Here is a 14,598-nt window from a genome sequence, read left to right as displayed (position 1 = left end):
CCGGTGCTGAAAGCGCCACAGACTGGCCAGTATCCCGCTCAGAGGGGCGCCGAGTCATCACGTTTCCCCGGAGAGCGCAGCGCCACCCCGGCGACGACGGCCAGCGTGCCGAGCGCCTCGGGCAGGGCGGGGACCTGCCGGAGCCAGAGGAAGCCGATCAGCCCCGCCGTGACCGGCAGCAACGCGAGCAACAGCGCGAACCGCGCCTGCCCGGCCTTGCGCAGGACCACCTGGTCCAGCGCGTACGGCACGACGGTCGAGAGCACGCCCACGCCGATGCCGAGCAGCAGACGTGGCGAAGACCACACCGCGCCCGTGCCGAGCGCCAGCGGCGACAGGACCACGGTGCCGACGGCGAACCCGACGGCCAGCCCGTCGATCCCGTTCCCGCCGACCGCGACCCGCTTCCCGAGCAGGATGTACCCGGCCCAGGCGGCCGCCGCGCCCAGCGCGAAGAGCACGCCGAGCAGGCTGCCTTCGAGCCGGACGTCCGCGATGGCGACCACGCCGGCCGCCACCAGCAGCAGCGCGAAGACGTCGCGGCGGGTCCGCGACCCGAAGGCCGCCACCACCACGGGCCCGGCGAACTCCAGGGCGACCGCGGTGCCGAGGGGCAGCCGGGCGATCGCCTCGTAGAAGAGCACGTTCATCCCGGCGGTGACGACGCCGAAGGCGCCCGCGAGCAGGAACGTGCGTCCGGTCCATGCCGAACGGGGTGGCCTGCGCCACGCGAGGAGGACCGCGGCCGCGCCGAGGCAGCGAAGCCAGGCCACCCCCGCGGGGGAGGCGACCGAAAAGAGACCTACGGCGACGGCCGCACCGGCGTACATGGAAATTCCGCTGAGAACGAACAAGATCGGTGCCGGCACGCTCGGGAGGCGCTTCCGGAGGACTGCGATGACCACTCCCGCATGGTGCCTGACGTGGGAAAAGCCGATCCGGCGGGGAGTCTTCTCCTACGTTGCGTGATTACGCTACGACATCCGAGGTAATTACCAGTGACAAATGAGACACCCGCACGGGAACACTTGCGGGCCGCCAAACGTCTGGAAGAGTGGAAGCACGAACACGGCGGGGCCGGGAACGAACGTTTCCGGTATCAGTGCCGAAGTGGTCGTAGCTGGATCGATGGCACCGGGCGACCGGTGCCGGGACGGAGGGAGACTCCAATGACTTCACCGACGCTCACCCGCCCCGAACTGACCGCTGCCGACCGATGCGACCGGTGTGGAGCTGCGGCCCAGGTTCGAGCCATTCTCAGCACCGGTGGCGAGTTGCTCTTCTGTGGTCACCACGCCCGCGCACACGAAACGAAGCTCAAAGAAATGTCCGCGGACATTCAGCGGTAGTCCACCAGTCCACGACCACCCGGCGGCCGGCTACTCCCCAGGGAGAGAGCCGGCCGCCCTGTTTTTTGCCTAGAAATACATACAGACAGAATGTATGTTAGTTGCATGACGACCAGCGACCTCCTGGGCGAGACGCACGAGGTGGATCTCGGCGGCGCCCGCATCCGCTATCGCGACCGCGGCGAAGGCCCTCCCGTGGTCTTCGTGCACGGACTGCTGACCAACGGTCTGCTCTGGCGCAAGGTGGCCCCCGCGATCGCCGACGCCGGATTCCGCTGTCTGACCCCGGACTGGCCCCTGGGCTCGCACGAGATCCCGGTCCCCCATGCCGACCTGACGCCGCCGGGGGTCGCCGCGCTGATCGCGCGGTTCCTCGAAGCACTGGACCTGACCGACGTCACCGTGGTCGCGAACGACACCGGCGGCGCGCTCACCCAGCTGCTCATGACCACGTCCCCGGACCGGGTGGGCCGGGTCGTGCTGACGCCGTCGGACTGCTGCGAGTACTTCCTGCCGCCGGCGTTCTCGGCGCTGGGCCCGCTGGCGCGGCTCCCCGGCGGCACCCGGACGGTGGTCCAGGCGTTGCGCTGGCGATGGCTGCTGAAGACGACGGACTTCCTCTGGCTGACCAAACGGCCGGTCCCGGACCACGTCCTGGACGCCTACCTGCTGCCCAGCAGGCGGAGCCGGGAGATCCGCGACGACCTTCGCCGGTTCATGGCGAGCGTCGACAAGCGCTACACGCTGACCGCGGTCGAGCGGCTCCCCGCGTTCGAGAAGCCGGTGCTGCTGGTCTGGGCGCCCGAGGACCGGCACTTCCCGCTGTGGCTGGGCCGCAAACTCGCGGGCGTGCTGCCCAACGCCGAACTGAAGACGATCGAGGACTCGTACACCTTCGTGCCGGAGGACCAGCCGGAGCGGCTGAGCGACCTGGTGGTGGAATTCATGCGTGCCCACGCCACGACGTAGCCAGACCGAACGATCGCAGTCGACGCAGACCGCGTTGATCACGGCGGCTCGGAAGCTGTTCGCCGACCCGGGTTACGCCGCCGTGCCCGCCGACGAGATCGTCCGGGCGGCGGGTGTCACCCGCGGTGCGCTGTACCACCACTTCGGGGACAAACAGGGCCTGTTCCGCGCCGTGATCGAGCAGATCGAAACGGAGATCACCGAGGAACTCAAGGCGTTCGGGCAGTCGGTGGACGATCCGTGGGCGGCGGCCATCGGCGCGCTGAGCCATTTCCTGGACGTGTGCCTGCGGCCCGAGGTGGTGCGGATCTCGCTCACCGACGCCATCTCCGTCCTCGGCTGGCCCGCATGGCGCGAGCTGGAGAACCGCTATGGGCTGGGCCTGATCACGGAGTTCCTGGAAGGCGTCGCCACGGAAGGGCGGCTGATCGACGCGCCGATCCCGGAGCTGGCGCAACTGGTGCTGAGTGCCTGCGCGGAGGCGGCGCTGATGATCGCGCACGCCGAAGACCCCGAAGCGGCGAAGGAGAAGTCCCTCGCCGCCCTGGTGGCCTTGCTCTCGGGTCTCGTGAAGACCTAGACGGTGTCCAGGATCATCTCGAAAGCCGCCTCGGCCGCGCCCAGTAGTTTCACGTCCGCGCCGAGCGCCGAACTCACGATCTGAGTCCCGCCCACGGCACGGCTGACCAGGCTCCGCCGCCGGACCTCGGCCGCCACCGACTTCACGACCGAATCGGGCAGCACGGTGAGCAGGTCACCCAGCACGACCAGCTGCGGGCCGAGCAGGTTGACCACGTTCACCAGGCCCAGCGTCAGCCATTCCGCGAACTCCGAGAGCCGTTCCTCGGCCGCGTGCGGGTCACGGCCCAGTTCGCGCAGTTCGAACAGGATCGCCCCGCGCGGGGTGTCCTCGGGCAGGTCGAGCGCGCGGCACAGGGCCGCTTCGCCGACCTCGGTCTCCCAGCAGCCGCTGGATCCGCAGTAGCAGGGGCGGCCACCCGGCCGGATCGCCATGTGCCCGATCTCGCCGACGTAGCCGGCGCCACCGCGCAGCGACGAACCGTCCGCGATGATCCCTCCCCCGACACCGACGTCCGCGGAGACGTACACGGCGTCGGACGAGCCCCGCGCGGCACCGCGCAGGTGTTCGGCGATGGCCCCGAGTTCGGCGTCATTGCCGACCAGGATGGGTATGCGCAGCACACCGCCGAGCCGTTCCCCGAGCGCCACGTCGGTCCAGCGCAGGTTGGGCGCCTCGTGGACGTGCCCGTCCGTCCGGCGGACGACGCCGGGCACGGACACCCCCGCGGCGATCGGCTGCACGCCGAGGTCGCCCGCCAGCACGGTGGTCGACTCGATCACGTGCGTGATCACCTCGTCGGCCTCCCGCATCCGGCCGCGGAGGTTCCAGCTGTTGCGCCCGAGGATCTGGCCACCGAACCCGACCAGCGCGATCGCCACGTGTTCGACCTGGAGATCGACCGCGAGCACCACCGCCGCGTGCGGCTGCGGCAGGACCAGGAGCGAGGGGCGGCCCGCCCCTCGCCCCGGCCTGGGGACCCGCTCCTCGACGACACCCGCTTCCGCGAGGCCGTCGACGAGGGTCTTGATGGTGCTGCGGTTGAGCCCGAGCTCGGTGGCCAGGGTCGCCCTGGTGCTCGGGCCGCTGACGTGCAGCAACCGGAGCAGGGTCGTGCGGTTGTGCCTGCGCACCTCGTCTGGTCGTGCAACGGGTGTGCTGGTCACGGACTTCATCATTCCATGCGGACTCAGCGCGGCGACGCAGCCGCGCGGCGCCGGGACAGCGCGTCCACCGTGGCCGCCAGCAGCAGCACGAGCCCGGTGACGATGTTGACCACCGCCGCCGACTGCTTGAGCAGGCCCAGCGCGTTCTCGACGACCGCGAGCACGAGACCACCGATGACCGCGTCGACGACCCGGCCCTTGCCGCCGAACAGCGACGTACCACCGATGACGGCGGCACCGACCGCGAACAGCAGCGTGTTGAGGCCACCGGCCTGCGGGTCGACCGAACCGACCTTCGACGAGTAGACGATCGCGCCGACCGCCGCCACCGCCGAGCAGATGACGAACACCGAAGCGCGGATCTTCTCGACGTTGATACCGGCGCGGCGGGCCGCCTCGCGGTTGCCGCCGACAGCGTAGATGTGGCGGCCGTACTGCGTGCGGTTGAGCACGTAGGTGCCGAGCACCAGCAGCGTGAGCACGATCGGCACGACGTACGGGACGCCCGAGATCACGATGTTCGGGTTGGGCGCCCGGTTCAGCGTCAGCAGGTACGTCGCGATCGCGGCGACCACGCCGATCGCGCCGACCTTGAACAGCACCATCGGCGTCGGCTGGGTGACCAGCCCGCGCTTGAGCCGCGAGAAGTGCTGGCCCAGTGACACCGCGGCGAAACCGCCCGCGAAGACCAGGAAGAGGATCCAGCTGCCCAAGGTGGACAGATTGCCGTTGGCGACCTTGAACAGCACGTCCGAGGTGCTGATGCCGAGCGTGCCGCCCTCACCGATGAACTGGAGGATGACGCCTTGCCAGGCGAGGAAGAGCGCCAGCGTCACGACGAACGACGGCATGCCGATCTTGGAGACGAGGAAGCCGGTGAGGACACCGATCGCGCCACCGACGCTGATCGCGAGCAGGATCTCGATCCACGGGTTGGCCGCGGTTCCCGAGAGCACGAGCGCGATGGCGAGCACGGCGAAGCCGACGCCCGCCCAGATCCGCAGGATCACCCCGAGCAGACCGGCGATCGCGAGCACCACGAGGAACGTGATGAACACGCCGTTCCCCATACCGCCCAACAGGTTTCCGTTGCGCACGTAATGCATGGCGAGCACGGCCGCGGTGACCCCGGACGCGGTGCCCGCGGACAGGTCGATCTCGCCGAGCAGCAGCACGAACACGATGCCCATCGCGATGATCGCCTTGCCGGCGCCCTGCGCCATCAGGTTCGCGATGTTGTTCATCGTCAGGAAGGTGTCCGACAGCGAGGCGAACACGATCACCAGCACGAGCAGGCCGAGCAGGGCCGGGAGCGAACCCAGCTGTCCCGCCTTGAGCCGGGAGAAGTAGTCACCGACGGCCTCGCGCGTTGACATCGATGTCGTGTCGATGCCGAAGTCCGTGATGGCCGCCGACGGGTTGAGCGCGGCGGCCGCCGACTTGCCCCCCTCCGGCGAGGCGGGCTTTGCAGGTGTCTCAGTCATTTCCGGTTCTTTCTCGCCTCGTACTAGAGGACGGCGGCTTCGGGGCGGGCAAGGCCGAGGTCGCCGGAGCGGCCGGCGGTGATCAGTTCCACGACCTGGCCGTGGGTGACGTCCTTGGTGTGCACCTCGGCGACGAGACGGCCGAGGTAGAGCACCGCGATCCGGTCGGCGACCTCGAAGACGTCGGCCATGTTGTGGCTGATCAGCACCACACCGAGGCCCTGTTCCGCGAGGCGGCGGACGAGGTCGAGCACCTGACGGGTCTGCGCGACGCCGAGCGCGGCGGTCGGTTCGTCGAGCAGGACCACCTTCGAGTCCCACAGCACGGATTTGGCGATCGCGACGGTCTGCCGCTGCCCACCCGAGAGCGCCGAAACGGGCGTACGGACGGACTTCACGGTGCGGACCGAAAGCGACGCGAGCGTCTCGCGGGCCGCCTTCTCCATGCTGGCCTCGTCGAGCAGCCATTTGCTGCCACGTTCCCGGCCGAGGAACATGTTCTGCACGATGTCGAGGTTCTCGGCGAGGGCGAGGTCCTGGTAGACGACCTCGATCCCCAGGTCCGCGGCGTCGCGCGGACCGTGGATGTTCACCTGCTTGCCCTGGAACGTCACGGTTCCCGAGTCGTAGCCGTGGATGCCGGCGATCGACTTGACCAAAGTGGACTTGCCGGCACCGTTGTCGCCGACCAGCGCGGTGACCTCACCGGCCCGCACGTTGAAGTCCACGTCGTGGAGGACGTGGACCGGCCCGAAGCTCTTGTTCAGCTGCTTCAGTTCGAGGATGGGTTCACTCATGGGGTTCTCCCGGCTGGATACCGGGCCGGGGCGCGCTGTGTCCGAGTGCGCCCCGGCCCGGTGGTCTGGGGTTGACGGGTCAGGAGATACCGAGCTGCGTGCACGCCGCGGCCAGGTCGCCGCCGCAGATCTCGGCCGCCTTGACGTAGCCCTGCGTCACGACCTCCTTGACGCCGTCCTTGGTGGTCAGCTTCGGCTCGAGGAGCACGGACTTGACCTCGCGGTTGCCCTTCGGGTCCTTCGCCTTGCCGGTGGCCAGCGCGTCGGCGCCCGCCTTGTCGCCCTTGGCCAGCAGGACGGCCAGCTTCGCCGCGGCCTCGGCCTCTTCCTTGATCGGCTTGAAGACCGTCATGTACTGGTCGCCGCGCAGGATCGCCATGAGGCCGTCCGCGGTGGCGTCCTGGCCGGTGACCGGGACCTTGCCGTTGAGACCGTTCTTCTTCAGCACGGTGATGACCGCGCCGGCGAGACCGTCGTTCGCGGCGACGACGCCGTCGACCTTGCCCTTGTTGTCGGTCAGGATCTGCTCGAAGGTCTGACCGCCCTTCTGGTTGTCCCAGTTGTCGATCGCCTGCTCGCGCACGAGCTTCAGGTCGTTGCTGGCGAACTTCGGCTGCAGGACGGACTTCTGGCCGTTCGCGAACAGCGTCGCGTTGTTGTCGGTCGGGGCACCCTCGATCATGACGACCTCGGCGCCCTTCTTGTCCTTCAGCGCGTCCGCGAGGCCCTGGCCCTGGAGCTGGCCGACCTTCTCGTTGTCGAACGAGACGTAGTAGTCGGAGCTGCCGCCGAGGTTCAGGCGGTCGTAGTCGATCGTCGGGATGCCCGCGGCCTGCGCCTTGCGGGCGACCGCCGCGCCGACCTCGCCGTTGATGGCGGCGATGATCAGGACCTTGACGTTCTGCGCGATCATGCCGTCGGCCAGCGTGGTGAACTTCTGGACGTCGCCCTGGGCGTTCTGGACGTCGGCGTCGAAGCCCGCGTCCTTGAGCGCCTTGGTCAGGAACGGCTTGTCGAAGGACTCCCAGCGCGCGGAGGTGGCGGTCTCCGGCAGGATGACACCGACCTTGCCACCGGCGGCGGCACCACCCGGGGCGGGCGCGGACTGCGAGGAGTTGCCGCTGTTGCCCGAGTCGGCGGTGTTGGCGCCGCAGGCGGAGAGCACCAGGCCGGCGCCCACCGTCGCGGCGAGGAGGGTAAGGGTTCTGCTGCGCATCCTCGTTCCTTCCGGATCTTGCTCGCGGGCGGCGATCCAGGCGGACCGGTCGCACCATCGCGCATATGTTGTGGGCGACAACATATGCCGCCGAACGGGTTTCGCGGAAGACGGCTGAATCGATTAAGCCTCATCAAATGGACACGGTTTGGCAACGTGGCCGTAGCAAGACGTACGAAGTCTAGGTCCGCTGACGGTGTGACCGCCACCACTCACTCAGCGTGACCGCTTTGGGCTCTCGGACCTGTCACCTGCAAGTACATGAAGGCCCCCTTCCTTGCGCTAGACGCAACGAAGGGGGCCTTCATGTACTTGGGTCACGGGGGAGCCGGGGCGGCTACCAGGAACGCAGGGTGACGATCCGCTCTTCGAGCTGTTCCACCGACGCCATCGCGGTCGGCGGGCCGCCACAGACCCGGCGCAGTTCGTTGTGGATCGCGCCGTGCGGCTTCCTGGTGCGGTGATGGATCACGCCCACCAGCGCGTTGAGCTCCTTGCGCAGGGCGCCGAGCCGCTCGCTGACCGACTGCGGGCGCGCGACCGGCGCCGCCTCCTCGGCCTTGGGCTTGCGCCGCTTCTCGTCGGAGAGCTGCTCCTCCTGCCGCTTCCGCAGCAGGGCGCGGACCTGGTCCGGTTCGAGCAACCCCGGCAGGCCGAGGTACTCCTGCTCCTCGTCGGAACCGGAGAACACCGCGGTGCCGAAGGAGTTGCCGTCGTAGATGACCTGGTCGAGCTCGGCGGAGGCACCCAGCGAGGTGAACGCCTTCTCCTCCTCGCCCGGCTCGTCCTCGGTGCGGTTGGCCTGGGCGAGGAGTTCGTCGTCCCAGCCGTCCTTCTCGCGATGCGGCTTGCCGAGGACGTGGTCGCGCTGCGCCTCCAGCTCACTGGCCAGTTCCAGCAGCACCGGCACGCTCGGCAGGAAGACCGAGGCCGTCTCGCCGGGTTTGCGCGAACGCACGTACCGGCCGATGGCCTGCGCGAAGAACAGCGGGGTCGAGGCGCTCGTGGCGTAGACGCCGACGGCCAGGCGCGGGACGTCGACGCCCTCGGACACCATCCGGACCGCGACCAGCCAGCGGTCGGTCGAATCCGAGAACTCCTTGATCCGCCCGGACGCCTTGGGGTCGTCGGAGAGGACGACCGTCGGGTTCTGGCCGGAGAGGCGCTCCAGGATCTTGGCGTAGGCGCGCGCGGACTCCTGGTCGGTGGCGATCACCAGGCCGCCGGCGTCCGGGATGCCGTTGGCGCGAAGCTGCGCGAGACGCGTGTCCGCCGCCTGAAGCACCGAAGGGATCCACTCGCCCGCCGGGTCGAGCGCGGTGCGCCAGGCCCGCGCGTTCTGCTCGGCGGTCAGCGGCTCGCCGAGCCGCGCGGTGAACTCCTCCCCCGCGCTCGTGCGCCAGGAGGCCTCACCGGAGTAGGCGAGGAAGACGACGGGCCGGACCACGCCGTCGGCGAGCGCGTCGGCGTAGCCGTACGAATGGTCGGCCTTGCTGCGCTGGAAGCCCGAACCGTCGGGCTCGTAGGTGACGAACGGGATCTGCGAGTCGTCGCTGCGGAACGGCGTCCCGGTCAGCGCGAGACGGCGGACGGCGGGCGTGAACGCCTCGCGGACCGCGTCGCCCCAGGACTTCGCGTCACCGCCGTGGTGGATCTCGTCGAGGATGACCAGCGTCTTGCGGTTCTCGGTGCGTACGCGGTGCAGCGTCGGATGCGCCGCGACCTGCGCGTAGGTCACCGCGACACCTTGGTAGTCGCGCGAGGTGGCACCGGCGCCGTTGCGGAAGTTCGAGTCGATCGCGATGCCCGCGGCCGCCGCCGAGGCGGCCCACTGGTGCTTCAGGTGCTCCGTCGGCGCGACGATGGTGATCTTCTCGATGGTCCGGTCGCTCAGCAGCTCGGCGGCGATCCGGAGACCGAACACCGTCTTGCCCGCGCCCGGCGTCGCGACGGCCAGGAAGTCCTGCGGTTTCTTCGTCAGGTACTTCGTCAGCGCTCGCCGCTGCCAGGCACGCAGCGGCCGGGCGGTGCTGTCCTTCGCCGCAGGAGGCGCGCCAAGCTCGCCTCGACCGCGTTCAACCGTTTCCGACATGCCGGTTCCCCACCTCCTTCACCGAAAACCCCTGGTCAATCGCCTTGCTACAAGCGAAAACCCCCACTTGGGTATCCGGCCGCGACGCCGGCGCCTGAGGTGAGGGCACTCCGGGGAGCCTACCTGCCGGGCCCGTGGAACGCCTGAAGCGCCACCCCCGTTGTCGGGTTACTCACCCGAAAATCCAGGGGTGACGAGCCGAATGCCGCAGCATGGACCATGCTGGACACCGTCAAGGGCGCTCGGCGCCGGCGGAGGAGCTGCATGAGCGAGGAGAACGGCCGTCCCGAAGCGGCCGCCGAGGTCGCGAAGGCCCGCAGAGGTCCGTTGCGCCTGCTCAGCCGCACGCTCAACAAGGCCTGGGAAGGCAACATCTTCTCTGAGGCCGCCGAAGCCGCGTTCTGGCAGACGCTGTCCTTGCCGCCGCTGCTGCTGGGTCTCCTCGGCTGCCTCGGTTTCGTCGGCGACTGGTTCGGCCAGGAGGTCGTGACCGCGGTCCACGACCGGATCATCACCTTCAGCAAGACGATCTTCAGCGACAACGCCGTCCACGACATCATCGAGCCGACGGTCAACAGCATCCTGTTCGTCGGCAAGGGCGAGATCGTCTCCGTCGGCTTCCTGATCTCCCTCTGGGCGGGCTCGTCGGCGATGTCGTCGTTCGTCGACGCGATCACCGTGGCGCACGACCAGTACGGCGTCCGCAACGACGTCTGGCAGCGGATCTTCGCGCTGCTGCTGTACCTGGCCGGGCTGGTCATCCTGGTGGTCGGGCTGCCGCTGCTCGCGATCGGGCCGGACCTGCTCCCCCAGTTCTTCCCGACCGACTGGCGCGACACGGTGTCGCTCTGGGTCGGCACGCTGTACTACCCCGTGCTGGCCGTGATGATCGTGCTGGCGCTCACCACGCTCTACAAACTCTCGCTGCCGCGCAGGCTGCCGTGGCACCGCGGGCTGCCGGGCGCGATGCTCGCCATGGTCGTGTTCCTGCTCTCCAGCATCGGGCTGCGGATCTACCTGAACTGGATCACCAAGACCGGCTACACCTACGGCGCGCTCGCCGCGCCGATCGCGTTCCTGTTGTTGATGTTCTTCATCGGGCTCGCGGTGGTCGGCGGTGCCTACTTCAACAGCGCGATCCAGGAACTGTGGCCCGCCAAGGCGACGAAACGCCAGCGCCGGAAATGGCGACGGCTGGAAATGGAACGCGCCGGGGAACGAATCCGTGCCGAAGAGGGACGCAAACTGTGGGAACGGACCACGGTCCCGCTTCGCCGTCCCCGGCAGAACGACGATTCCCCCGATGGTGACGGGGAACACGCGTCGGAACAATCGGTGAACGAAGAAACGCAGAGCGAGACCGATCAGGTGACCGAACGGCGAAGTTGACGCCGTTCGGTCGAGGAACTCATCCCGAAGTCGTACTCCGATTCCACCCGTGGTGTGAATCCAGCCCACCCCCCGCCATGAAAAGCTCGCGGTAATCCGCACGTTCCCGAGTTGTCTTTCTGGGGGATCCCGTCATGTCCACGCTGGCCAGACTGAGCCTGCGCAACCGAAGTCTCATCGGGCTGCTCGCCCTGGTGGTGATCGGCTTCGGCGCCTTCGCCCTGCCGCAGCTGAAGCAGCAGCTGTTCCCGTCCCTGCAATTCCCGCAGGCGCAGATCATCACGCCGTACGCGGGCGCGTCACCGGACGCGGTCGACAGCCAGGTCACCGAGCCGCTCGAAGGCGGCCTTCAGGGCCTGAAGGGTCTCGAAGAGCTGAACTCGACGTCGGCCGAGGGGCTGTCGCGGATCACCGCCCAGTTCGAGTTCGGCACGGACATCGACGCGGCCGTCGGGCAGATCCAGCGCGTCGTCGACGGGCTCAAGGCGCGGCTGCCGCAGAACAGCGAGCCGACGGTGTCGGCGGGGTCCACCGACGACCTCCCGGTCGTGCTGCTCGCCGCCGGGACCACCGGCGACCCGCAGGCGCTCGCGCCCGCGCTGACCGGGGAGGTCGCGCCGGAGCTGCGCAAGATCGACGGCGTCCGCGACGTCGACGTGACCGGCGCGCGCCAGCCGCGGGTCACCATCGCGCTGGACTACGCGAAGCTGGCCGCCGCGGGCGTCGACCCGTCGTCGATCGCCACCACCTTGCAGACCGCCGGTGCCGCGGTCCCGGCCGGGACGCTGACCGAGGGCGACAAGACGCTCACCGTCCAGGTCGGCGGCGGACCGACCACAGTGGACACGATCAAGAACCTTTATCTGACGCCGTCGGCCACCTCGGGGGCGCGTGGGGCCCAGGCCCCCAAGCCCGTGAAGCTCGGTGACGTCGCGGACGTCCAGGCCGGGTTCGCGCCGGCGACGTCGATCACGCGCACCAACGGCAAACCGAGCCTCGGCCTGTCGATCACCATGGTGGAGAACGGGAACGCGGTCGCGATCTCGGAAGCGGTGCGGGACAAGCTGCCCGAGCTGTCGAAGAAGATCGGCGCCGAGATGAGCGTCGTGTTCGACCAGGGCACCCCGGTCAAGGACGCGATCAGCGGCCTGACCACCGAAGGACTGCTGGGGCTGGCGTTCGCGGTCGTGGTGATCCTGCTGTTCCTGATGTCGCTGCGCTCCACGCTCGTGACGGCGGTGTCGATCCCGCTCTCGGTGGTCGTGGCGCTGCTGGCGTTGTGGACCGGCGATCTGTCGCTGAACCTGCTCACCCTCGGCGCGCTCACGATCGCCATCGGGCGGGTGGTCGACGACTCGATCGTGGTGCTGGAGAACATCAAACGACATCTGGCGTACGGCGAGGAGAAGCAGCGCGCGGTCCTCGACGGCGTGCGCGAGGTGGCGGGAGCCGTGACCTCGTCCACCCTCACCACCGTCGCGGTGTTCCTGCCGATCGCCTTCGTGGGCGGGTTCGTCGGCGAGCTGTTCTCCCCGTTCGCGATCACGGTCACCGTGGCGTTGCTGGCGTCGCTGCTGGTCTCGCTGACGATCGTGCCGGTGCTGGCGTACTGGTTCCTCAAGCCGCCGAAGACCCCCGCGAACGAGCACGAGGCCGAGCTCACCCGGCAGGCGGCCGAGGACAAGGAGCGGCGCGGGCTGCTGCAGCGCGGGTACGTGCCGGTGATCCGGTTCGCCACCCGGCGCCGGGTGGCCGTGGTCCTGCTGGCGCTGATCATCTTCGGCGGCACGGTCGGGCTGGCGTCGCAGCTGAACACCAACTTCCTCGACCAGTCCGGCTCGACCACGCTGAGCCTTTCGCAGAAGCTGCCGCCCGGCACCAGCCCCGAGGCCAAGGAGAAGGCCGCCGGCGCGGTGGAGCAGGCGCTCACCGCCGAACCGGCCGTCGAGACCTACCAGGTCAGCATCGGCGGCGGGAACTTCTTCGGCGGTGGCGGGACGGCGACCAACATCCAGGTCACCGTCGCCAAGGACACCGACCTCGACGCGCTCTCGGATCGCTTGCGGGGCAAGCTGGACAAGCCAGAACTCGGCGAGGTCAAGATCGGCGCCGAAGCGGGCGGGTTCAACTCGGACCAGGTGTCGATCACCGTCACCGCACCGAACGAGGCAGCACTGAAGCCGGCCGCCGAGCAGGTCCGCCAGGCCCTCTCCGGGGTGTCGGACCTGACCGAGGTGACCAGTGACCTCGCGCAGGGCGCGCCGCGCGTGCAGGTCGAGGTCGACGCCGCCAAGGCCGCCGCGAGCGGGCTTTCGGCGACCACGATCGGCCAGATCGCGAACCAGGCCATCGCCGGCCGCACGGTGACCCAGCTGCCGGTGGACGGTCAGCGCACGGACATCGTGCTGCGGGCGGGTTCGGCCCCGGTGTCGGTCGACGCGGTCAAGGCGCTGCCGATCCCGGGCGCGACCGGCGTCGTCCGGCTGGACTCCGTCGCGGACGTGTCCACTGTGGACGGCCCGGCCGCAGTGCACCGCACCTCGGGTGAGCTGAGCACCACGGTCACCGCCAAGAACACCGGCGCGGACCTGGCCGCCACCACGAAGGCCATCCAGTCCAAATTGGACGGGCTGACCTTCACCGGCGGCGCGGCGTACAAGCTCGGCGGGGTCAGCGAGGACCAGCAGGAGGCCTTCGGGAACCTGTTCCTCGCGCTGCTGGCCGCGGTCGCGATCGTGTACCTGATCATGGTGGCGACGTTCCGCAGCCTGCTCCAGCCGCTGATCCTGCTGGTGTCGATCCCGTTCGCGGCGACCGGCGCGATCGGGCTGCTGCTGGCCACCGGGACCGCGCTCGGCCTGCCCGCGCTGATCGGGATGCTGATGCTCGTCGGCATCGTGGTGACCAACGCGATCGTGCTGATCGACCTGATCAACCAGTACCGGGCCGCGGGGATGAGCGTCGCGGACGCCGTCGTCGAGGGCGGCAGGCGGCGGCTGCGGCCGATCCTGATGACCGCGGCGGCGACCATCTTCGCGCTGGTCCCGATGGCGCTCGGGCTGACCGGCCAGGGCGGGTTCATCGGGCAGCCGCTGGCGATCGTGGTCATCGGCGGGCTGGTCAGCTCGACCCTGCTGACGCTGATCCTGGTGCCGACGCTGTACACGACGGTCGAGACACGGAAAGAGAAGCGTCGCGCGAAGAAGGACGCTCGCCGGTCCCCTTCGGAAGCGCCGTCCTCCGAGACGCTGACTCCGGAGCCGACCGCGTAGGGGTCTCGTGAGTCCTGGGGGGGTGGGAGGAAGGCGCGCCGGGCCTGGTGGGGGCCCGACGCGCCTTTCGCCGCTCCGCAATCAGTCGACTAAGCGCGCGGGTGTCGTGAGTGTTTTGGGTCGTTCTAACGACACTTTTCACTCACGACCACTGGACCGACCCGGTGGTTTCGCGTGACTGGTCGGACGGCACGTGTGATCAGACGGACGACACGTGTGGCTGGATGGACGACGCCTGTGCACAGCCGGGTCCCGTCCCGCCGATCACGAGTGTCGTCCGTCTG

At 69.1% G+C, this 14,598-nt stretch carries 11 protein-coding genes; 5 read left to right on the top strand and 6 right to left on the bottom strand.

The window, feature by feature from the left end; all coding sequences use genetic code 11:
• Positions 1-38: 38 nt before the first annotated feature.
• Complete coding sequence (locus B0293_RS21525; RefSeq protein ID WP_005164493.1) at positions 39-830, bottom strand: EamA family transporter; 792 nt, start codon at positions 828-830, stop codon at positions 39-41.
• Positions 831-1,169: 339 nt separating this feature from the next.
• Here B0293_RS21525 and B0293_RS44330 point away from each other — a divergent pair, with 339 nt between their 5' ends.
• The 3 genes from B0293_RS44330 to B0293_RS21510 all read left to right on the top strand — a co-directional run bounded on the left by B0293_RS44330 (position 1,170) and on the right by B0293_RS21510 (position 2,898).
• Positions 1,170-1,349 carry a DUF7455 domain-containing protein gene (locus B0293_RS44330; protein ID WP_016332937.1) on the top strand — a complete coding sequence of 60 codons (180 nt, stop codon included), beginning with the start codon at positions 1,170-1,172 and terminating at the stop codon, positions 1,347-1,349.
• Positions 1,350-1,454: 105 nt separating this feature from the next.
• Positions 1,455-2,318: an alpha/beta fold hydrolase gene (locus tag B0293_RS21515; RefSeq protein WP_005164491.1), complete on the top strand. Its 864-nt coding sequence runs from the start codon at positions 1,455-1,457 to the stop codon at positions 2,316-2,318.
• Positions 2,299-2,898 (top strand): TetR/AcrR family transcriptional regulator, encoded by a 600-nt coding sequence (locus tag B0293_RS21510; RefSeq protein ID WP_039919264.1) that lies wholly within the window; start codon positions 2,299-2,301, stop codon positions 2,896-2,898. Before B0293_RS21515 ends, B0293_RS21510 begins: the two co-directional genes overlap by 20 nt.
• Here B0293_RS21510 and B0293_RS21505 read toward each other — a convergent pair.
• The 5 genes from B0293_RS21505 to B0293_RS21485 all read right to left on the bottom strand — a co-directional run bounded on the left by B0293_RS21505 (position 2,895) and on the right by B0293_RS21485 (position 9,653).
• The gene (locus tag B0293_RS21505) at positions 2,895-4,076 is read right to left on the bottom strand and encodes an ROK family transcriptional regulator (RefSeq protein ID WP_005164487.1); all 1,182 of its coding nucleotides are present in this window, start codon (positions 4,074-4,076) and stop codon (positions 2,895-2,897) included. The two genes, B0293_RS21510 and B0293_RS21505, sit on opposite strands and share 4 nt — an antisense overlap.
• A gap of 11 nt (positions 4,077-4,087) precedes the next feature.
• Positions 4,088-5,548 (bottom strand): sugar ABC transporter permease, encoded by a 1,461-nt coding sequence (locus tag B0293_RS21500; RefSeq protein ID WP_005164485.1) that lies wholly within the window; start codon positions 5,546-5,548, stop codon positions 4,088-4,090.
• A gap of 23 nt (positions 5,549-5,571) precedes the next feature.
• Positions 5,572-6,345, bottom strand: coding sequence for an ATP-binding cassette domain-containing protein (locus B0293_RS21495; protein ID WP_005164482.1), 774 nt, complete (start codon positions 6,343-6,345; stop codon positions 5,572-5,574).
• Positions 6,346-6,424: 79 nt separating this feature from the next.
• The gene (locus B0293_RS21490) at positions 6,425-7,561 is read right to left on the bottom strand and encodes a sugar ABC transporter substrate-binding protein (protein ID WP_005164480.1); all 1,137 of its coding nucleotides are present in this window, start codon (positions 7,559-7,561) and stop codon (positions 6,425-6,427) included.
• Positions 7,562-7,898: 337 nt separating this feature from the next.
• Positions 7,899-9,653, bottom strand: coding sequence for a DEAD/DEAH box helicase (locus tag B0293_RS21485; RefSeq protein WP_005164476.1), 1,755 nt, complete (start codon positions 9,651-9,653; stop codon positions 7,899-7,901).
• A 264-nt stretch (positions 9,654-9,917) separates the two neighbouring features.
• Between B0293_RS21485 and B0293_RS21480 the strand changes: the two genes are divergently transcribed.
• Both B0293_RS21480 and B0293_RS21475 read left to right on the top strand, forming a co-directional pair.
• Positions 9,918-11,042: a YihY/virulence factor BrkB family protein gene (locus tag B0293_RS21480; RefSeq protein ID WP_005164475.1), complete on the top strand. Its 1,125-nt coding sequence runs from the start codon at positions 9,918-9,920 to the stop codon at positions 11,040-11,042.
• Positions 11,043-11,176: 134 nt separating this feature from the next.
• Positions 11,177-14,314, top strand: a complete 3,138-nt coding sequence (locus tag B0293_RS21475) for an efflux RND transporter permease subunit (protein WP_005164473.1) — start codon at positions 11,177-11,179, stop codon at positions 14,312-14,314.
• Positions 14,315-14,598: the final 284 nt, after the last annotated feature.

Origin of the sequence: Amycolatopsis azurea DSM 43854 (assembly GCF_001995215.1) — a bacterium.
GTDB lineage: Bacteria > Actinomycetota > Actinomycetes > Mycobacteriales > Pseudonocardiaceae > Amycolatopsis > Amycolatopsis azurea.
Note: the sequence above shows the minus strand (reverse complement) of the source record. Positions and strands in the feature narration are given on the sequence as shown.